General features: G+C 68.6%; 27 protein-coding genes and 1 tRNA gene. 24 read left to right on the top strand and 4 right to left on the bottom strand.

Features of this window, described 5'->3' with window-relative positions; all coding sequences use genetic code 11:
• The 16 genes from ACERM0_RS22120 (at position 1) to ACERM0_RS22195 (ending at position 8,374) form a co-directional block, all read left to right on the top strand.
• Complete coding sequence (locus ACERM0_RS22120) at positions 1 to 387, top strand: hypothetical protein (protein ID WP_373669605.1); 387 nt, start codon at positions 1 to 3, stop codon at positions 385 to 387.
• Complete coding sequence (locus ACERM0_RS22125; protein WP_373669604.1) at positions 384 to 608, top strand: hypothetical protein; 225 nt, start codon at positions 384 to 386, stop codon at positions 606 to 608. Before ACERM0_RS22120 ends, ACERM0_RS22125 begins: the two co-directional genes overlap by 4 nt.
• The gene (locus tag ACERM0_RS22130; RefSeq protein ID WP_373669603.1) at positions 605 to 982 is read left to right on the top strand and encodes a hypothetical protein; all 378 of its coding nucleotides are present in this window, start codon (positions 605 to 607) and stop codon (positions 980 to 982) included. The genes ACERM0_RS22125 and ACERM0_RS22130 overlap by 4 nt, the downstream gene beginning before the upstream one ends.
• Positions 975 to 1,685 (top strand): hypothetical protein, encoded by a 711-nt coding sequence (locus ACERM0_RS22135; protein WP_373669602.1) that lies wholly within the window; start codon positions 975 to 977, stop codon positions 1,683 to 1,685. The genes ACERM0_RS22130 and ACERM0_RS22135 overlap by 8 nt, the downstream gene beginning before the upstream one ends.
• Entirely contained in the window at positions 1,682 to 3,025 is a 1,344-nt protein-coding gene (locus ACERM0_RS22140) for an ATP-binding protein (RefSeq protein ID WP_373669601.1), read from the top strand. Before ACERM0_RS22135 ends, ACERM0_RS22140 begins: the two co-directional genes overlap by 4 nt.
• Positions 3,025 to 3,495 carry a hypothetical protein gene (locus ACERM0_RS22145; RefSeq protein WP_373680792.1) on the top strand — a complete coding sequence of 157 codons (471 nt, stop codon included), beginning with the start codon at positions 3,025 to 3,027 and terminating at the stop codon, positions 3,493 to 3,495. The genes ACERM0_RS22140 and ACERM0_RS22145 overlap by 1 nt, the downstream gene beginning before the upstream one ends.
• Positions 3,492 to 3,905: a hypothetical protein gene (locus ACERM0_RS22150; RefSeq protein ID WP_373669598.1), complete on the top strand. Its 414-nt coding sequence runs from the start codon at positions 3,492 to 3,494 to the stop codon at positions 3,903 to 3,905. Before ACERM0_RS22145 ends, ACERM0_RS22150 begins: the two co-directional genes overlap by 4 nt.
• Positions 3,892 to 4,242 carry a WhiB family transcriptional regulator gene (locus ACERM0_RS22155; RefSeq protein WP_373669597.1) on the top strand — a complete coding sequence of 117 codons (351 nt, stop codon included), beginning with the start codon at positions 3,892 to 3,894 and terminating at the stop codon, positions 4,240 to 4,242. Before ACERM0_RS22150 ends, ACERM0_RS22155 begins: the two co-directional genes overlap by 14 nt.
• Positions 4,243 to 4,413: 171 nt before the next feature.
• Positions 4,414 to 4,968, top strand: coding sequence for a hypothetical protein (locus tag ACERM0_RS22160; RefSeq protein WP_373669596.1), 555 nt, complete (start codon positions 4,414 to 4,416; stop codon positions 4,966 to 4,968).
• Positions 4,961 to 5,299: a hypothetical protein gene (locus tag ACERM0_RS22165; RefSeq protein ID WP_373680793.1), complete on the top strand. Its 339-nt coding sequence runs from the start codon at positions 4,961 to 4,963 to the stop codon at positions 5,297 to 5,299. Before ACERM0_RS22160 ends, ACERM0_RS22165 begins: the two co-directional genes overlap by 8 nt.
• Positions 5,296 to 5,580: a hypothetical protein gene (locus ACERM0_RS22170; RefSeq protein ID WP_373669594.1), complete on the top strand. Its 285-nt coding sequence runs from the start codon at positions 5,296 to 5,298 to the stop codon at positions 5,578 to 5,580. Before ACERM0_RS22165 ends, ACERM0_RS22170 begins: the two co-directional genes overlap by 4 nt.
• Positions 5,580 to 5,972 carry a hypothetical protein gene (locus tag ACERM0_RS22175; protein WP_373669593.1) on the top strand — a complete coding sequence of 131 codons (393 nt, stop codon included), beginning with the start codon at positions 5,580 to 5,582 and terminating at the stop codon, positions 5,970 to 5,972. The genes ACERM0_RS22170 and ACERM0_RS22175 overlap by 1 nt, the downstream gene beginning before the upstream one ends.
• Positions 5,973 to 6,118: 146 nt before the next feature.
• Complete coding sequence (locus ACERM0_RS22180) at positions 6,119 to 6,895, top strand: hypothetical protein (protein WP_373669592.1); 777 nt, start codon at positions 6,119 to 6,121, stop codon at positions 6,893 to 6,895.
• Entirely contained in the window at positions 6,892 to 7,554 is a 663-nt protein-coding gene (locus ACERM0_RS22185; RefSeq protein WP_373669591.1) for an ATP-binding protein, read from the top strand. Before ACERM0_RS22180 ends, ACERM0_RS22185 begins: the two co-directional genes overlap by 4 nt.
• A 3-nt stretch (positions 7,555 to 7,557) precedes the next feature.
• Positions 7,558 to 7,743: a hypothetical protein gene (locus tag ACERM0_RS22190; RefSeq protein ID WP_373669590.1), complete on the top strand. Its 186-nt coding sequence runs from the start codon at positions 7,558 to 7,560 to the stop codon at positions 7,741 to 7,743.
• A 298-nt stretch (positions 7,744 to 8,041) separates the two neighbouring features.
• The gene (locus ACERM0_RS22195) at positions 8,042 to 8,374 is read left to right on the top strand and encodes a hypothetical protein (protein ID WP_373669589.1); all 333 of its coding nucleotides are present in this window, start codon (positions 8,042 to 8,044) and stop codon (positions 8,372 to 8,374) included.
• A gap of 181 nt (positions 8,375 to 8,555) precedes the next feature.
• Here ACERM0_RS22195 and ACERM0_RS22200 read toward each other — a convergent pair whose 3' ends face one another.
• Both ACERM0_RS22200 and ACERM0_RS22205 read right to left on the bottom strand, forming a co-directional pair.
• Complete coding sequence (locus tag ACERM0_RS22200; RefSeq protein ID WP_373669588.1) at positions 8,556 to 9,344, bottom strand: DUF3800 domain-containing protein; 789 nt, start codon at positions 9,342 to 9,344, stop codon at positions 8,556 to 8,558.
• Between the two features lie 603 nt (positions 9,345 to 9,947).
• A complete protein-coding gene (locus ACERM0_RS22205) occupies positions 9,948 to 10,088 on the bottom strand; it encodes a hypothetical protein (protein WP_373669587.1) in 141 nt (46 codons plus the stop codon).
• Between the two features lie 54 nt (positions 10,089 to 10,142).
• Between ACERM0_RS22205 and ACERM0_RS22210 the strand changes: the two genes are divergently transcribed.
• Positions 10,143 to 10,637, top strand: coding sequence for a helix-turn-helix domain-containing protein (locus ACERM0_RS22210; RefSeq protein ID WP_373669586.1), 495 nt, complete (start codon positions 10,143 to 10,145; stop codon positions 10,635 to 10,637).
• A 187-nt stretch (positions 10,638 to 10,824) separates the two neighbouring features.
• Positions 10,825 to 12,105, top strand: a complete 1,281-nt coding sequence (locus tag ACERM0_RS22215) for a PBSX family phage terminase large subunit (protein WP_373669585.1) — start codon at positions 10,825 to 10,827, stop codon at positions 12,103 to 12,105.
• A 3-nt stretch (positions 12,106 to 12,108) separates the two neighbouring features.
• On the opposite strand, the gene ACERM0_RS22220 is transcribed toward ACERM0_RS22215, so the two are convergent.
• On the bottom strand, positions 12,109 to 12,897 hold the full coding sequence (locus ACERM0_RS22220; RefSeq protein ID WP_373680794.1) for a hypothetical protein: 789 nt from the start codon (positions 12,895 to 12,897) through the stop codon (positions 12,109 to 12,111).
• A 43-nt stretch (positions 12,898 to 12,940) separates the two neighbouring features.
• Between ACERM0_RS22220 and ACERM0_RS22225 the strand changes: the two genes are divergently transcribed.
• The 3 genes from ACERM0_RS22225 to ACERM0_RS22235 all read left to right on the top strand — a co-directional run bounded on the left by ACERM0_RS22225 (position 12,941) and on the right by ACERM0_RS22235 (position 16,002).
• On the top strand, positions 12,941 to 13,126 hold the full coding sequence (locus ACERM0_RS22225) for a hypothetical protein (RefSeq protein WP_373669583.1): 186 nt from the start codon (positions 12,941 to 12,943) through the stop codon (positions 13,124 to 13,126).
• A gap of 65 nt (positions 13,127 to 13,191) precedes the next feature.
• On the top strand, positions 13,192 to 14,688 hold the full coding sequence (locus ACERM0_RS22230) for a capsid protein (protein ID WP_373680795.1): 1,497 nt from the start codon (positions 13,192 to 13,194) through the stop codon (positions 14,686 to 14,688).
• Between the two features lie 201 nt (positions 14,689 to 14,889).
• On the top strand, positions 14,890 to 16,002 hold the full coding sequence (locus ACERM0_RS22235; RefSeq protein WP_373669581.1) for a phage minor capsid protein: 1,113 nt from the start codon (positions 14,890 to 14,892) through the stop codon (positions 16,000 to 16,002).
• Here the strand turns inward: ACERM0_RS22235 and ACERM0_RS22240 are convergent, their stop codons facing one another.
• Positions 16,003 to 16,401: a hypothetical protein gene (locus ACERM0_RS22240; RefSeq protein WP_373669580.1), complete on the bottom strand. Its 399-nt coding sequence runs from the start codon at positions 16,399 to 16,401 to the stop codon at positions 16,003 to 16,005.
• Positions 16,402 to 16,520: 119 nt separating this feature from the next.
• Between ACERM0_RS22240 and ACERM0_RS22245 the strand changes: the two genes are divergently transcribed.
• From ACERM0_RS22245 to ACERM0_RS22255, 3 genes are all read left to right on the top strand, one after another.
• Positions 16,521 to 17,246 carry a hypothetical protein gene (locus tag ACERM0_RS22245; RefSeq protein ID WP_373669579.1) on the top strand — a complete coding sequence of 242 codons (726 nt, stop codon included), beginning with the start codon at positions 16,521 to 16,523 and terminating at the stop codon, positions 17,244 to 17,246.
• A 30-nt stretch (positions 17,247 to 17,276) separates the two neighbouring features.
• A tRNA-OTHER gene (locus ACERM0_RS22250) sits at positions 17,277 to 17,348 on the top strand.
• Positions 17,349 to 17,453: 105 nt separating this feature from the next.
• Positions 17,454 to 18,472 (top strand): hypothetical protein (locus tag ACERM0_RS22255; protein ID WP_373680796.1); only part of this gene is annotated, 1,019 nt, incomplete at its 3' end.

Consider the following 18,472-nt stretch of genomic DNA (forward strand, 5'->3'; position numbering starts at 1 on the left):
ATGGAGAACCAGGCCATCTACCACGCTGCCCGACCGCGGGCAGACATGATCGTCGAGGCTGCCGAGCTGATCGCATCCGGGGTCGCGTCCAAGTTCTGGCTGTCGTCCAGCCAGTTGGACGAGACCGGCACGAAGCTGACGACGATCGCTTTCACGGCGAAGGCGTTCCACGAGTCCGCCGTCGTGTTCGAAGCCGTCGGTGTCGAACCGGACGTCACCTTCGACGACGCCGGTAAGCCCACCGCGACGGCGACTCTGCCTTCGGGGCTGCGTGTCGAGGTTCAGGGCTACTTCGAGTGCGAGCGGATTCACGTCGGTGACGAGACCCGGCCGGTCTACGAGTACCGGCTGCCCGAGCAGCAGACCGCAGACATGGCAGCCGCGTGAGCCCGCTCGCGAGCTGGGCGGTCATGGCCGCGATCGGCGCCGGGGCGTGGCTGTTGTGGCTGCTGCTCCGCCGCCTCGAAGCCCGACACGTGCCGTTCTGCGTCTGCTCCGCCTGCATGGCCGGATCGGTGACGTGGAACCCCACCAACGCGAACGACCGGGCTCAGGTTGGCGCCCGCCCGGTCGTCGCCAGCCGCCCTGATGAAAGGTTCCGACTGTGACCGGCATCGTAACCGGACGCCGTACGACGTCCACGACCGTTTCCCCCAACCATGGTGACCGGCTCGTTGCTGTCGACACCCGCCACGGTCGGTTCTCGGTCCGCTGGCGGGCCGGCTCCACGATCGGCACCGCCGTGGTGACCGTCGAGCAGGACGCCTCCTACTACACCCACGGTGTCCCGACCGCCCGCATGCACGTGGGCCGGCTCGCGGTCTACGCACTCGACGGCGTGTGGCCGCCCTCCCATCTGGTCGCGCTCGCGGCCGCGGTGGACCACTGGGTCTACGTCGAGGAGCAGCTGCAGGCCGAGGCGGACTACGCGGCCGAGCAGGAGCAGGCCCGGGACGAGGATCGGGAGGCCGCCGATGTCTGACCAGACGATCGAGGTGGTCGGTCTCGACATCATCGCGCGGCCGGGTGAGGCGCTGGACGAGAAGGTCCGGCGGGCAGGCCAGGCCAAGGCGCTGACGACGTTCGCGAAGGAGATCGAGGACGCCGCCCGCGAGGATCTGCAGGCCGAGGTGGAGCAGGTCGCGGCGCTGACCGGCACGGGTTTCTCGGCGAAGGTGGATGGGATCCGGGCGACGTTGACGGACCCGCAGCCACGCCCGCGCATCGCCGACCAAGACGCGTTCGACGCGTGGTGGGCGGCGCAGGGCCTCGAGCATGAGGTCCGCGAGACGCTGGACATCGACAATCACGCCTTCCGGTGGATCATGGCGATGCGTGAGCAGTTCGCCGCTGACGCGCCGGAGTCGGGCGCCGACTACGCCATCCCGGCCGACGAGTTCCACAACCTCATCTTCGGTGCCATCACCCCATCGCTGGAACGCGTGCTGCCAGCCAAGCCGCTCGACCACCTGATCGAGTCGGGTCGTGCCGTGATCCGTGGCAACCGTGACGACGGCTACGTCCTGCTCGACCCGTCGACCGGCGAGGCCATCCCGGGTGTGGATGTGGACCCGCCGTCGAAGCCGGTGCTGCAGGTCGTGCCGGACAAGCAGGCGAAGGCCCGCGACGCCGCCATCGTCCGCAGCTTCTTCGGCCTGTCGGTCGAGATCGGGGGTGGCCTATGAGCTTCCAACTGCGCCCCGCCTCCAAGGTCCAGCTCAAGGCCCGCGTGGCACTCGTCGGCCCGTCTGGTGCCGGCAAGACCTACTCCGCCCTCGAAGCCGCCCTCGCACTCTGCGGCGATATCAGCAAGGTCGCGGTCATCGACACCGAACGCGGCTCCGCTGCGCTGTACGCCGACGAGTTCGGCGAGTTCCTTCACGGCGTCATCGACCCGCCGTTCGCGCCGGCCCGCTACCTCGAAGCTCTCGAAGCGTGCACCGCCGCGGGTGCCGAGGTCGTCATCATCGACTCGCTGTCGCACGCCTGGTCCGGCCAAGGCGGCGTGCTCGAGATCGTGGACGACGCTGCCGCCCGCTCTCGCGGGAACAGCTTCGCGGCCTGGCGTGAGGGGACGCCGGAGCAGAACCGGCTCGTCGACACCGTCATGCGCTGGCCCGGCCACGTCATCGTGACCATGCGCGCCAAGACCGAATACGTCGTCGAGGAAGGCGACAACGGCCGCACGCAGGTCCGCAAGCTCGGGCTCGCCCCGGAGCAGCGCAAGGGCATGGAGTACGAGTTCGACCTGGTGGCCGATGTCGACCACGAACACCGGCTCATGGTGTCCAAGTCGCGGTGTGCGCCGCTGCAGGACGCGGTTGAGCGCAAGCCGGACCGGGCGTGGTGGCAGCCGTTCGCGGAGTGGCTGAACCGTGGGGACACGGTGCAGCAGCAGGTAACCAGCCGGCTCGACGAGATCGGGTTCACGTCCGGCCAGCAGGCGTTCATCGTCGGCCGCTACCAGGATGGTGCAGCGGCGCCGGGCGACCTGACCGGCGCGAACGCCGGCAAGCTGCTGGTGCACCTCGGTGACGAGGGGGCGCTGAAGCGGATCCGGGCGGCGCTGCTGTCCGACGACAACCACCAGGCCGTCGAGCCTGACGACTCCCCGGCGGATGGTGAGGGGGACGGGGAAGTCTCCGATCCGTCCGCCGGGGCAACCGACTCCGACGTTCCCCCAACGTCGGACCATGTCGACGATCCCCCGTCGTCGACACTCACCGTGGAGGACACCGCAGCCGCGGCCTCTCCCACCGTTGCAGCGGATGCCCCATCCGCCGGCGCGGTGTCCTCCACGGGCTTCGACTGGCAGCAGCACGCCCGCGACCGTGGCGTCACCAAGCTCGACGTGATGAACGCATTACGGGCGAACTGGGAACGGATGCGGCCCGGGTTCGCATCGGAGGACGCGAAGAAGCTGCCACCCAACAAGTCGACCGAGATCGACGCATGGGCGGCCGGATATCCCGAGATCGTGCGTGCCGTGATCGATGACGTCGCCGACCCGAAGGCGGTGGCGTGATGGGCGATCGCACCCCGCTGACATCGCCGCAGTCGTCACACGATGCGGCCGACCAGCTCGACCGCCTCGCCGTGAAGCTCGAGCAGGCCCGCGAGGTAGCCGAGACCCACGCGACGTTGCGTGACCGGTTCGAGCAGCTGTACCGGCAGGCGTCCGCCCGCGCGCTGATGCATGACGAGGTCCTGACGTTGAGGTCGGAGGACCGTCGGAAGGCTGCGGTCCAGGACTTTTCGTTGCCGCCTGAGGTGCGGGAGATGGGCGCGAAGCTGGCGACGTCGATGGGTCTGGACGGGACGGTCCCGTTGACCGTCGGTGATTTGCGCTGGCTTCGTGACCGAGCTGCTTCGTTGGCCGATTCGCATTCGGCGAAGGCGTACGACGCCCGTGCCCTGGTGGGCGCGTGGACTGTGGTCGCGTCGATGGCGAAGCACGAGATCGAGCTGGGACGTATCGATCGGAGGGCCGCATGAGCGCCCCCAAGATCCGTCTCGCCCCACTCCGTACGGCGGCGTGGACGCGTGCCGGCGACCGCTGTGAGGCGGTGTTCGAGCACGGCAACCGCTGCCGCAACCTGGCCGACGAACTGCACCATCGGATCAAGCGGGCTGCGGGCGGGAACACCCTCGACCGGCTCGCGGTCGACGCGATCGGCGACGGCACGTTCGAGCCGGCCCGGCACCTTGCCCACCTGGTCGCGCTGTGCGCCGTGTGTCATCACGAGGTCGCGCACGGCCAGCCGGCACGTGCCCGACGTCTCGGGCTGGCCGTGTCCGGGAACGTGATCTTCGAGCGTTGGTCGGGCCGCACCTACTACGTGGGGCCGTCGGACGAGTTCCGGGCCCTGTGGCCGGCAGGGGGTGGCGCGCATGACGTGGCGTGAGCGTGCCCTGTGCCAGGCGGTGCCGGAGATGCCGTGGGAGAACGACGGCAAGCCGACGGTGGAGCAGCTGCGTGTCTGTCTCGCCTGTCCGGTGCTGCGCGACTGTGCCGGGTTCGCGGAGTCGGCTGCCTGCAAGGTCGGGGACGACGCGGGCGTGTTGGCCGCGTCGAATCCGACCGACCGGCAGGCGATCCGAGAGGGCCGGCGTTCGTGGGAGGACGTGTGGGCGCGTGCCCGCCGTCGGGTCGAGGTTCATGACGAGCTGGTTGGCCGTCGGGTGGTCCGGTGGATGTTGGTCGAGGCGGGCCGGATGGCGGATCGGGTGGTGTCGGCGTGAGGTTGGTTCCTGGGCAGACGATCGTCACGCCGGCTGGTGCTGTGTCGGTGGCGGGGTGTGATCGGTGGCCGGCGTCTGAGGTGGGCGGCGGGGCGGTGGTGTCGACGATCGACGACGTCGGGGTGACGCGGTTCTTCCGGCGTCGTGCCGGCGAGTGGGTGGAGGTCTGGCATGGCTGATCTGGTGCTGCCGAAGTCCGGCGACCGCGTCCTGTCCCTATGGCAGCCGTGGGCATCGCTCATCGCCCTACGCGTGAAGCGGATTGAGACCCGTGGCTGGTCGACCAGCTACCGAGGGCCGCTCTGGATCCACGCCGCCAAGCGGTACCCGACCCTGGATGACATGCTCGTCGTCGCAGCCAACGAGACGGCATGGAACGCGTGGCATGCGTCGGGGCTGGTCGCCGATGACGGCGAGATCGACCCCGGTCCTCTCGGCGCGATCGTCGCCCGCGTAGACCTGGTCGACGTCCTGCCGATGGTGGACGTCGTCGGCGCCGAGCACCAGACAGGTGCCTACGTCGAGGTGGCCGCGCCGTACCTCGGACTGTGGCGGCCGGGAGCGCCGGTCCTCGCCCGCATCGATGACGAGCGGGCATACGGCATCTACGAGCCAGGTCGGTTCGCGTGGCTCATGGAGGACGTGCAGGCGCTCGACGAGCCAATCCCGATGCGTGGCCGTCAGCAGATCTGGCGGATCCCCGAGGGGGTGGCCGCCAATGGCTGACCGTCTCGGACCCCGCTCCTGCGCCGTCTGCGGGCCGCAGCTCGACGGCTGCTGGCGCTGTGGCGGAAAGTTCGGCCATGTCCACGTCGTCGTCGTGTCCCGCGCTGGGAAGACGCTCGGTCGTGTGGCCGCCTGTGGCGCTCACGCACCCAAGTCGGGGGAGATGCTGCCCGGCGGGGTCGAAGTCGCCTCACGCGCCGCCTTGAGTGATGCCAGCGCCAGCGCGAAGCGCCGTCGTGATCGTGAGCGACGGAAGGCGCAGCGGATGGTGCTGGATCGGCATGCCGACGAGGTGGCGGCGGTGCTCGTCGAGATCCGAGGTGATGCATGACCGCCCGGACGAAGAAGCGGCGTCCCTACCGGGTTGAGCTCATCGGCAAGGGGACGCTCCGACGGCATTCCTACGCAACGTTGCGTGCCGCGGTGAAGGCGGCCCTGGCGGACGCGCAGCACGACACGGACCTGTACCTGACCCAGCACCGTCAGTACGTCGTCGAGCACCACACGTTCGAGGGGCCGTGGCTCCCGATCGAGATCGTCGTCGTTGACGGTGCAGGCAACGAGATCGAGCGGCGCCACTGGCGGCACGAGACCGCGGCGGTGACGTCTTGATGCGGTCCTACACGCTCGAGATCCCGGACATGCCGGTCTGGAACGCCAACTCCCGCGGCCACCACCACGAACGCGCCCGCAAAGTCCGCTCCTGGCGTGACGCCGTCGCATGGATCGCCGCCGCCGACGGCATCCCCGCGCTCGACCTGGTCGAGATCGAGCTGGTCATGATCCCGGCCGACCGCCGCCGCCGCGACGTGGACAACATCGCCGGCGTGTTGAAGCCGTGCATCGACGGGCTGCGCGACGCGGGTGTACTCATCGAGGACGACGCACGGCACGTCCGCGCGGTGACGTGCCGGATCGCACAGCCGCAGCCGGCTCTCACGCGTCACCGGTGGCTGCTGACGGTTCGGCAACTGACGGCCGCCGACGAGGGTGAGGCCGCGTGATCTCGTCCACGTACCTGTTGCCGCCTGCGGGCGGCTCTCTTTGCAGCCGATCCGGAATCACATCGCTGGCATTCCGCAACTGCCGCGTAGCCGATCGACACCGACGGCCGACCGTGCCGGCCGACACCTACTCGACGAGGGAACAGATGGCCTGGGTCAAGCTTGACGACGCGATGCCGCATCACCCGAAGGTGATGGCCGCCGGTGCGGAGGCGTTCGCGCTGGACGTGGCGGGGATCGCGTACTCGAACCGGTTTGGCACGGACGGGTTCATCTCGGACGACATGCTTCCGGCCGCGCTGCCGTGCCTGAAGCAGCCGAAGAAGCATGCGGCCCGCCTGGTGGCGGTGGGGCGTTGGGTCCGCGACGACGGCCGTGGCGGCTGGACGATCCACGACGTGCACGACTACCAGCCGACGGCTGCGGACCAGGAGAAGGAGCGGGCGGAGGCGCGCGAACGAATGCGTGAGCTGCGGGCGAACCGCAAGGGAACCAAGACCAACCGTTCGAAAGATGTTCGCCCGAACACTTCGCGAACAGGTGCTGAACGTTCGCCCGATGTTCGTAACCCCGTACCCGTACCCCCTGTTCCTTCGGAACAGGAACCCCCCTCGCCTTCGGCTCGGTCCCCCCGCGGCACTCGATTGCCTGACGACTGGCGCCCGGCCGACGAACCGGACCTGATCGCTGCGGTCGGCGGCATCGAGGCCGCACGCGGCGAGTACCGCAAGTTCCGCGACTACTGGCAGGCCAAGCCGGGCAAGGACGGCCGCAAGGTCGACTGGCAGGCCACCTGGCGCAACTGGCTCCGCCGCGCCACCGAAGACCGGCCCGGCAGCGGACGGCCGAAGGGTCCGCCCCGCCCGCCCGACGGCGACGTCGACTACCGCGCCGGCTGGCACGGCAGAGAGGCAACATCGTGAGCGAACCGACCCCGATCGGCGCCGAACTCGGCGACCCGCAGCAGCTCGTCGCCCGGCTCCGCCAGGCCGCGGCACGGGCTCCACGCCGGCCCGCACCGCCACCGCCGACGGAAGCCGTCCCAACGCTCGGCGCTCCGCCGCGGGTGCCGCCCCGCTACCACGCCCGCCTCGACGACCTCGAGCAGACCGGCGCGGTCAAGACCGCCCGCGTGTGGCTCGACCGGGTCCGCGAGCAGCCGGACCATGATTCCGGGTTGCTGATCCTCGGTCTACCCGGACGCGGGAAGTCGCTGATCGCTGGGGCGTTGGCGGTCGAGATGGGTGCCCCGCAGTTCGCCCAGTTCTGGCCGACCCCGGATCTGATTCGGGCGATGCAGGGCGACATCGGCCAGCGTGACCGGATCCCGGTCGGTGAGCGGATCCTGCGTCGCCGGCTGTTGGTGCTCGACGACATCGGGGCGGAGCAGGCGACCGACTGGCGTGTCGGGGAGCTGAACGGCCTGCTCGAGGCGGTGTATTCGCGCCGGATGCTGCTGGTCGCGACGTCGAACCTGACCCTCGACCAGTTCGGTGAGCATCTGGGGGAGCGGGCGGTGTCTCGGCTGCACGAGATGACGGACCTGGTCGTCGTCGACGGCCCTGACCGGCGGAAGGCGTGACCGATGTCGTGCTCGAAGATCGGCTACGCGACCAAGCACGAAGCCAAGGCCGCGAAGCGGTCCTGCCAGACCGCTGCAGAAGACGGTTACGGGTGGCGTCAGGAGGGCCGGATCTACCGGTGCGGGTGCGGGTCGTGGCACCTGACGTCGATGCCGCACGCCCGGTTCGACCGTCTGGACGTGCCGTGAGCGCCGCGGTGCAGCTCGAGCTCGATGTGCCGGACGACCCGGTAGGCCGGATGGTCGCGGTGCTGGTGCAGTCGGAGGCGTGGGACCGGCCGTCGGCAGAGGCGTTCGCCCACCGTGTCGTCCCGAAACTCCGCACGCCGTGCGGCTGTGGTGGCCGGGGCGACCGTGCGTGTCGGCTGTCGGCGGGGGACGTCCGGCACGGAACCAGGAACGGCTACAAGCATCAGGGCTGCGCCTGCGCCCGGTGCACGAGGGCGAATGCCCGCTACATCGCTGATCTGCGTGCGAGGAGGCCCGCATGAACCCGAACGACATCCCGACTGATCTGCCGCCCCATCCGGAGGAGGCGAAGCTGCGCCGCCGCGAGAAGGAGCTGGCAGTGACGGTCCGGCGGCTGTCGAAGCAGACACAGCGGGCGTTGGAGGACGGGTCACCGCGGTCGCGTGTGGATGCGGCGGTGTTGCTGGCGCAGTTGGCGAATGTGGCGGCGACGGCGCAGAAGGGGATGGTGCGGGCGATTCAGGATCAGATGGACGCGCAGGCTGGGAAGCCCTACGTGCCGTTCGGGGAGCGGGAGCAGTCGGACCCGGGGTCGCTCGACGAGTGGCTCGACAGGCCACGCAGCGAGTAGTGACGGTTATCGGCCGGGACGGTGTACATGCCGGCATCGCATCGTTGACATTCCCAGCCCGGTCGCTAGCCTCGTTAGCAGACCGGAAGCCGGTAGGGAAGGGCGGGGGTCCGCACGCTCGGGCAACTGAGCCGGCCGCCCCGCAGGTGGCTTGATTGTGACCCGCCTTTCCCTGCCGGCTTCAACCCTTCCACCAGTCGGCGGTCCACCAAGGCATGGCCTGCAAGTAGTCCTCGCCTCCGAGCGACTTGATGCCGTAGCCGAGGATTCGCCCATCGCCGCTGCAATCGATGAGGCGTCCCAGGCGCATCAAGTAGGCCGGCTCATGGTTGCCGTACCTGTCCAGTTTGACGGCGGCGTCGAATGCACCAGCCGCGATGTCGGCCCACTGGAGTAGCGGGGATTCCGCCTGCCCCGCCACGGCGACCTTGGTAGTCAGCCCGTTGCTCCACGCCTCGTTGCCCTGCCTGGTTCGGAGCAGGCCGACATAGTCCTGCAGCAATCGGGGCCGGAATCCCTTGACGCGGGCGAACGTCACCTTGGTCCGGCAGATTGCTGCCGGGTCCGTCTTCTGTTCAATGCGCTGCCGGGAAGCGGTGAAGTAGCCCACGCGTTCGAGCACCAGGCGGGCGGCGAAGTTGTAATAGCCCACGGTTGAGCGGGCGAGATGGGTGTTGGGTTGGATCGCTCGCTTCGGCACAACCACGAAGAGCAAACGGATCGGCAGGCCGGACAGAATCTGCGCAGCGTAGGTGCGTAAGGCGTGGTCCTTCATATTCTTCGACCAATGGAGGACGCTACCGGGTGGCTTGCCCGCTTCGCGGACGAGATCCGCCAGGGCTTCGCCGAGAACCGTCGTGTTCGCATCCCGGCACAGGACCGCAGCGAAGGCGAAGTACTCCGACGAAGAGGGTTTCATCCCCCGGTCGCCGGTTTCGTCCACGTAGGCGCGCAACAGATGCGTCGACATCGCCTTCCCCTTTCCCCGCCACCAGCCTAGGCGCGATAATGCCCGTTCCCGGCTACCTCTCACGGCCGAGTTCGGCCTGCAAGTCTTTCAGGATTCGAGCCAATCCTCCTACAGCGACCGTTTGGTCTTCCTGTGCGCGGCGTAGCTGCCGCAACTCCGCCAGCACCAGCCTGATCAACTCTTCTGCCTGCATTGTCCAGTCCTTCGATTACGTGCCGCCCCATAGGCAGCACAAGCCCTGTCGCCCCTCGAGGTGGGGGCGCTGCGCGTGAGCGCGAGGTGGCTCCTACGGACGTGGTCCGCGTGCGCGCACGCTTATGACCACCGATGGGAGCTGGGGTGCTGCCTGGCAACGTCGTTCCGCCGATGCACGCACGAAGCGAACGCCGGACGCAGGCGCGGCCAGTGTCGCATCCTGACGCCGACAACGCGAGCACCCACGCACCAGCTCCTCGCGCAGCGGCGTGAGCGGTTGTCCGGCGTGAACACCAGGCACGGTCAGTCAGGCGGACGGCCTGGTCCACCGCGAAGGCATGGCACCGGCCTGTCTCGAAACCAAGAGCAGTCCGGGTCACGTGCGGCACGACACTCGCCGGCATGATCTCACGTGCGTTGCAGCGTGCCCTTGACGGCGCGACCTTCACCCTCGACCTGTTGGCGTGGTGTGCCGGTGTCCTCCTGGTCCTCGCCCTCGTAACCGCGGCCGTCCTCACGGTCTGGGGGGCGACTCAGGCGGTCCGCCACCGCGTCCACGTCGCTCTCACCGCTCGGCGTCTACGCCGACAAGCAGGCTGACGTGTGGGCAAGCGCGGAGTCCCACTGACCGACAACGAACGTCAACGCATCCTCGAGCTCGTCCAGCAAGGCAAGAGCTACGGCCAGGTCGCCCGCGAAACCGGCCGCTCCCAACAAACCGTCGGACGCATCGCCCGAGCCGCCGGGGTGGCCGTGGATCAGTCCAACCTTGCGCGCGTGGTGAGGGCGCAGGAGACGCGGCGTGCGTATGGGGCGGAGGCGCGGGCGGAGCGTCTGGCGAAGTTGCATGGCCGGATCGACAGGATCATTGATCGGATGGGGGAGCCGCACACGGCGTTCAGCTTCGGGGGGAAGGACAACGATTACAACGAGCGGCGGTTCGATGAGCCGACGAGTGATGCGTTGCGGCAGTACGCGGCTGCGGTGGCGCAGCTGGTGCGGGCTGAGGTTGACATCTTGAAGTATGACGAGCGTGGGGATGACGACTCGGCGGATGTTGATCGCTGGCTCGACCACGTCACGGGGGCTTCACCGTGACTCGTCGCCTACACCCGGTCCGCCGCCGTCCGCGGCCCTTCGAGGTCATCACACCGGCACACCAGAGTGACGGCAGTCTCCTCGAAGCCGCTATCAAGCGACGAGCCCAAACTCACGATTCGCGACCGCACCACTGTGTCGCACTTCACACACGTCTCGCCGACCTCTGGCATGGCAGGCTCCTCCCGTGAGCGTCGCCCCCCTTGTTGGGAAGCAACTCGCGTCCGTCCAGCATGCCACGGCACGCCTCAACATCTGGGAAGGCTCCGTCCGCTCCGGCAAAACCATCGGATCCATCCTCGCCTGGCTCCGCTTCATCCGCACCGCACCGCCCGGCAACCTCCTGATGGCCGGCCGCACCGAACGCACCCTCGAACGCAACGTCGTCCACCCGATGCAAGACATGCTCGGCCGCAAACGTGTCCGGTTCGTCCGCGGCGCCGGTGAACTCTGGGTCTGCGGCCGACGGATCTACATCGCCGGAGCCAACGACGAACGGGCCCAGGAGAAGATCCGCGGCCTCACCCTCGTCGGCGCCTACGTCGACGAGGTGTCCACGGTCCCTGAGTCGTTCTGGTCGATGCTGCTCACCCGCCTATCGATCGACGGGGCACGGCTGTTCGGGACCACCAACCCGGACAACCCGCGGCACTGGCTGCTGAAGGACTACCTCAACCGTGCGACGGTGACGATCGACCGTGACGGCCAGATCCTCGGTGGTGACGGCGCCGAGCTGCTCGACCTCGCCCGCTTCCGGTTCACCCTCCACGACAACCCCCACCTCCCTGCCGCGTACATCGCCAGCCTCGAGCGCGAGTTCGTCGGGCTGTGGTACCGGCGGTTCATCTTGGGCGAATGGGTTGCCGCCGAGGGCGCGATCTACGACATGCTCGACCTCGACGGCGACAGCTCCCACGTCGTCGACCAGCTGCCCGACGTTCACGACTGGTGGCTGACCGTCGACTACGGCACCACCAACCCGTTCGTCGCCCTCCTGATCGGCGAACACACGGACGGCCTGGTGGTCGCGCGGGAGTGGCGGTGGGATTCGAGGGCGCAGCGCCGTCAGCTCACCGACGGGGAGTACGCGACGAAGCTGCAGTCGTGGGTCGACGGCGGCGCCGACGGCCTGGCCATGCCGCCCGACGTCAGCAAGGTGTTCGTTGACCCGTCCGCAGCCAGCTTCATCCGGCAGCTGTACCGCGACGGCTGGTCAGGCGTCACCCCCGCCGACAACACCGTCGAGGACGGCATCCGCGAAACCTCATCGCTGCTCGCGGCGAGGCGGCTGACGATCCACCGGTCCTGCTCGGGACTGCTCGACGAGATGGCCGGCTACAGCTGGGACCCCAAGGCACAAGACCGCGGCGAAGACGCGCCGCTGAAGCAGGACGACCACGGCCCCGACGCCCTGCGTTACGGGGTGCGGATGCTGCGGCGGGTCTGGCGCCGCTGGCTCGATAGCTGATCGCTATAGCCTCGGCATGAGGTGTTGGATCGCCTTCTCCGTGGCGTCGAGGAGGCGCTCGAGCAGGGGGCCGACGGGCGCGGCAGGAGCCGGCGTGTCGAGTCCAAATACGATGTCGAATCGCACATCGTGGTCTGTCCTGAAGTGAGAGTCGGCAGGCTGTTTGCGCGCTTCGGCTAGCACGCGAAAAACCACTGCTTCGTCAAGCACCGGAACCTCGATGTTCTTGGGCTGCAGGACGATCGGATCCATCGTGATGGGGCTGTCACCCTCCTCGAACCCTCTGAAGGTCATCCGAAGGCCGATGCCTGTACTGGCTGACCCAACCACAAGCAGCAGCCGGTGCTTGTCCACGATGTTGAGCCGGTGGAGCAGCCAAAGGTCCTCGTTGCCGTCCCGCCAGGGACTAAGGCCACGAACCATCTGTCTGGCCTCCGGGGCGCCCCTCAGAGCTTTGCGTGCGCGGTCGCCGAAGCTTCGCTCTTTATCGGTGATGGGGAAGCAAGTCCACTCGTCGGGCTGACCTTCTTCGGCGACGAGTGCCCAGGCGACATGGTCCAAGGCGCTGCGAAGGTTGTGCACGATGTCACCCGCGAGGGCGCTCCACTCCAAGGGTGGTTCGGCCGACACTCGGACGCGTGTCACAAGATCCCCGTTGGGTGCCTCCGCGGCTTCAAGGGTGTACGGCCTCTCACGGAAGAAGCCGTTCATGGCCTCGCGAAGCTCTGAAAGCAGGAAATGGGCCCTCTGCAGCTTCACCGTGAAGCCCGGTTGGGGCGTAGAGCCGTCCATCCTCGGACGATAGTCGGGTCACAGGCGGGTCGAGACTCGTCCCATGACCACCACCCGCGCGCTCCGCCGCCTCGCCATTGAAGCGCTGGCCGGCAAGACCCTCGTCCAGGCCGGCCTCGCCGCGCCACCGCCACGGTTCCGCCCCGTCGCCGATCCGGTCGTGGAGCTGACCGCCGACGGGTGGCTGGCGTCCGGGCGTGACGCCGAAGACGACGGGCTGGTTCGCTGATGCCGCTTCCCGAAGACCCCAAGGCCCCGTGGCCCCCCAAGGCAATGAAGCCCATCCTGCGTGACATGCAGGAAGCCGACGCCTGGTTCTCAGGTGACGTTGATCGGCTCCGCAACTTCTACGGCACCACCGGGACCGGCACGTCCTCCCACCTCCCCGGCTTCGCCGGAGGTGCACCCGGCAAGGTCCGGTTCTGGCCACGCCGTGCTGCCGACCGGGCCCCCAACCGCACCCAAATCCATGTCCCCATTGCCGCAGACATCGCGTCCACCTCCGCTGATCTGCTGTTCTCCGAGCAGCTCCGGTTTCCGATCCCTGGCGCTGCGGACGGCGGCAACCGTGCCGCGTCCGTGACGCAGGACCGCCTCGACGTCCTCGTCGACGAAGGCGGGATCCTCACCTCACTGATCGAAGCTGCCGAGGTCTGCTCGGCCCTCGGCGGCGTCTACATCCGGGCCGTGTGGGACGACCGCGACCGGCTCCCGATGCCCACGTTGACCGTCGTCCATGCCGATGCTGCGTTCCCTGAGTGGCGGTGGGGCCGCCTCTCCACCGTGACGTTCTGGACCGTCCTCCTCGACGAAAACGGCAAGGTATGGCGGCACCTCGAACGTCACGAACCTGGTGTCATCCTCCACGGCCTCTACGTCGGCGAACGTGACACCCTCGGCAAGCGCGAGGCCATGTCCGCGCATCCGCACACCGAGGCGCTCCTGGACGGCGACGACCGCACCTACGACGAGTCGACGAAGATCCTCACCGTCGAGCTGCCCGACTCGCTCCGCAACGAGCTGACCGTCCGTTACGTCCCCAACGTCCGCCCGAACCGCCGTCACCGGCACACGCTGCACGGCCGGTCCGACTACGACGGCACCTACAGCCTGATGGACGCCCTCGACGAGACGTGGTCGTCGTGGATGCGTGACCTCCGGCTCGGTCAGGCCCGTGTGGTCGTGTCCCAGGACGCGCTGACCCCGAAGGGCCGCGGCAAAGGGGCCACGCTCGACATCGACCAAGAGGTCTTCACCGGCCTCGACATGGAACCCACCGTCGACGGCAAGCCGATGATCGAGCAGATCCAGTTCGCCATCCGCACCAAAGACCACGCCGACACCGCGTTCGCGCTCGTCGAACGGATCGTCTCGACCGCCGGCTACTCGCCCCAGTCCTTCGGGCTACACATCGAAGGCAGAGCCGAGTCCGGGTCGGCCCTACGCATCCGTGAGGGAAAGACGCTCAGGACCGGCGGCCGCAAGCAACGCTACTGGACCCCCGAGACCGTGGACCTGCTCGAGGTGCTCCTGGTGCTGGACCGTGACGTGTACGGCTCGCCGGTAGAGCCGGACCGTCCCGCGATCCGGTGGGGCGACTCGCTGGTCGATGATCCGCAGGAGCAGGCGACCACGGTCGAGATGCTGCGCCGCGCTCAGGCAGCGTCGATCCGGACGCGGGTGCAGATGGTGCAGCCGGAGCTCGAGGGGCAGGCGCTCGAGGACGAGGTGGCCCGCATCCAGGCGGAAGAGGGCGTGACAGTGACGGACCCGACCGGGTTTGGTGACTGACGTGGATGCCGAGAGCCACCGTCGCCGGTACGTCACCAACATGGGCCAGATGTTCGCCGGCGTCCACCGGTGCGCCCGGCCCGGCGCGCCGGTCTGCCAAGCGTGTTGGGCGCGTGCTGGGATGACGTACGACCAGCTCCGTGCACGGGCACCTGTGGGTGCCGCCTGATGTGCCCGTCGCGGCGGGCGTAGGGTCTCAGCATGCCGATCTCGCCGCACATGGCCGAAGACCTCGCCAAGGGCGTCGCCGACATCATGGTCCGCGCCGAGGTCACGATGCTCGAGCAGGTCGCCCGCCGGGTCGAGCGTGGTATCGATCAGCCGGGATGGGCGGAGTCGAAGCTGACCGAGATCCAGCAGCTACGCGCCGAGGTGGAGGCCGAGGTGGCCCGCGCCCTCGGTGAAGCTCGAGAGGCGACCGAGGAGGCGGTCCGACACGCCTACAACCGTGGTGTCGCGACCGCTGGGTCTGATCTCGAAGCGATCGGCGTGTCCCGCGAACTGGCGTACGGCCGGGTCGACATGGCCAAGGTCCGCGCCCTTGTGGCCGAGACGGTCGGCCTGGTCGAGCAGACCCGTACACGCATCCTCCGTGCGGTCCCTGACGTCTACCGGGACGTGATCGCCAACGCCTCCGGTGACGTGCTGGCCGGCACGGTGACCCGCCGGCAGGCCGCGCAACGGACGTTGTCGGACTTCGCCCGCCGTGGCGTCACCGGATTCCAGGACCGCGCTGGCCGATCGTGGGATCTCCCGTCCTACACGGAGATGGCCGTGCGCACCGGCACCGGTAGGGCGGTGGTCCAGGGGCACGTCGACCGGCTGGTCGAGCTCGGCCAGGACCTGGTGATCGTCTCGGACGCTCCGCAGGAATGCGTCTTGTGCCGGCCGTGGGAAGGCCGGGTGCTGAGCTTGACCGGGCAGACACGCGGGGCGGTGCGGGCGGAGAACCTGCGTGGTGACGGGACCGTGTCGGTGACCGTGAACGGGACGTTGGACGAGGCCCGCGGCGAGGGGCTGCAGCATCCGAACTGCCGGCACACGATCGCGCTGTATCAGCCGGGCGTTACCCGGCCTATGAGCCAGCGCGACACGGCGGATCCGCAGGGCGACCAGGACAGGCAGGAGCTACGGCGTCTGGAGCGTGGGGTGCGGGAGTGGCGACGTCGTGAGGCCGTCGCGATCACCGATGATGAGCGCAGGCTGGCGCGGGACAAGGTGGGCGAGTGGGAGGCACGCCGGAAGGCGCAGGTCGCCAGGGTGCCAGCGTCTCTGTCGTACTCGGGAGGGCGGGCAAGGCTCGGAGCCCGTTAGCTACTTGGCGTCCTTCAGAGCCAGCGCGTCGCGGATGAGTGGACCGATGTTCACGCGAAGCTTCTGCGGCTCGTAGTCATCGTCCGGTGACAACTTCCGATGCGCCTCTTCGATCTCGCGGTTGAGTTGATCGTTGAACCGCCAGATCGGTTCGATCTCGGCATAGCCCGCGGTCGACGCCATGCCGTTCAGCGCGTACTCGTCGCCATCGGGCGTTCGGAAGATCGCTCGACCGGCCGGCTCGTACCGCAGCCAGCCCCCCTCGATGGTGAGCGGCCAGCTGTCGCCGTAGTCGTCTCGGGACACGGCCCGCATCCTCGGCGACACGATCTCCTGGAACTTCCCCTTCAGGGTGGACGCCTCCCGCATCTCGCGGAGGGCGTCGTCTGTGGCGCCCATGTGGCGCTCCTTTCGCACGTGCATCGACGGTAGCGACCGGTTGTGACATCGAGCCGTAGCCGGGTCACAGTGGGGCGCAGGCTGGGCGCACCGTCTACGTGCGAACCAGGAGCTGCACCGTGCGACACCTCACCTCTGGCCGTCCTGGCCACCGCCAGCCCATCACCATCACCGACCCCGACACCGGCCGCAGCTACTTCGTCCCCCAGGGCGGCGACGAGGACGACGGCGACGAAGATGGTGACGACGAAGGCGACGGCTCCGAGGAAGGCGACGGTGAGGAGTCCGAGGAGGAGGGCTCCGGCGAGGGTGAGGGCGAGAAGACGTTCACTCAGGCCGACCTCGACAAGGCCATCGACGCCCGCATCGCCCGCGAACGCAAGCGCCACGAACGCGAACTTCGGCAGGCCAAGCGCCAGGCCGGCAAGCAGACCGACAACGACGGCAGCGACGACGCCGACAAGAAGGTCACGGCCGCCACTGCTCGCGCGGTGAAGGCCGAAGCTCGCGCCGCCGCGATCGCCGCCGGAGTCTCCAAGGACCGCGCCGCCCGGTTCGTCGGGCTCGCCGACCTCGATGACATCGACAGCCTGCTCACCGATGACGGCGACGTCGACACGGACGCGATCGAGGCCCTGGTCGACGACACCCTCGAGGAGTGGCCCGAGTTCAAGCCCGCGGAGGGCAAGGGCAAGACGGGTGCGTCCGGATCGGACGGCCACCGTGGTGAGGACAAGCAGACCAAGGTCTGGACCCGGGCGGAGATCGCCGAGCTGGACGACGTCGAGTACGAGAAGAACCGTGAGGAGATTCAGCGGCAGATCCGCAAGGGCCTCGTGAAGTAGCCGGGTCACAGCCCGGCCGACACTGGCCACAGCAGGGAGGCGCGGAGCCAACCGGGGCTCATAACCCCGGCCCTGCGGGTTCAACTCCCGCCCCTGCAACCACGCTGACACCGAGCGCATCGGTGGGCGCCGACGGGCGAAAACCGGGGTCCACGCCAGGACGGGAAACACGGCGACCGACACCCGAACCGTCCAGGAGAGCCCACCGTGCTCGCACTTCTCGCGCTCATCCTCGGGGCCATCACCGCACTGCTCGGTGGGTTCCCGACCATCGCCGCCGCACTCGCCTTCGCCGCGGTCGCACTCATGCCCGCCCCCATCAAGGGCGTCCGCTCCCGCTTCGACCTCGCCGCCCAGACCGGCGACATCTCGAGCTTCGTGCCCGAGTTCTGGATCCGGGAGCTGCTCCGCAAGCTCCGGCACGCCCACATCTTCGGGCAGCCCAACGTCGCCAACCGCAACTACCAGGGCACCATCTCGCAGGCCGGCGACACCGTGACCATCAACCAGGTCGGCGAGGTCACGATCAAGGACTACGAGCGGGACGACATCGACCCGCCCGAGGAACTGTCCACCGAAGCCCGCCAGCTCCTCATCGACCAGGAGAAGTACTTCAACTTCATGGTCGACGACGTCGACGCGGCCCAGGCTGCCGGGTCGGTGATGGACGGCGGTATGGAGTCCGCCGCGTTCCAGCTCCGTGACGTGGCCGACCGCCACCTCGCGAGCTTCCACGCCGACGCTGCCGCCGCCAACCGGATCGGCACCGACGTCGACCCGGTGTCGATCTCCGACCCTGCTCACGCCTACTTCTACCTCAACCGGCTTGCCCTCAAGCTCGACAACGCGGGCGTGCCGTCCGAGGGCCGCTACGCGGTCCTGCCGACCTGGTTCGCGTCGCTCCTGTCCCTGGACAAGCGGTTCACCTCCGCCGGCGACTACGGCGGCGGCAACAGCCCGCTGCTCAACGGCGAGGTCGGGCGTGCGGCCGGGTTCAACCTGCTGACGTCCCGCAACGCCCCGTCTGGCACCGACGGCGTGGACACCGACAACGACAAGGTGATCGCTGGCCACCCGATGGCGCTGTCGTTTGCCGAGCAGATCAACAAGGTCGAGGCGTACCGGCCCGAACGCCGCTTCGGCGACGCGGTCAAGGGCCTCCATGTGTACGGCGCCAAGCTCGTCTACCCGGAGGCGTGGGCCGTCGGCTCGTTCGTCGACGGCGT

Source organism: Egicoccus sp. AB-alg2 (assembly GCF_041821065.1).
GTDB lineage: Bacteria > Actinomycetota > Nitriliruptoria > Nitriliruptorales > Nitriliruptoraceae > Egicoccus.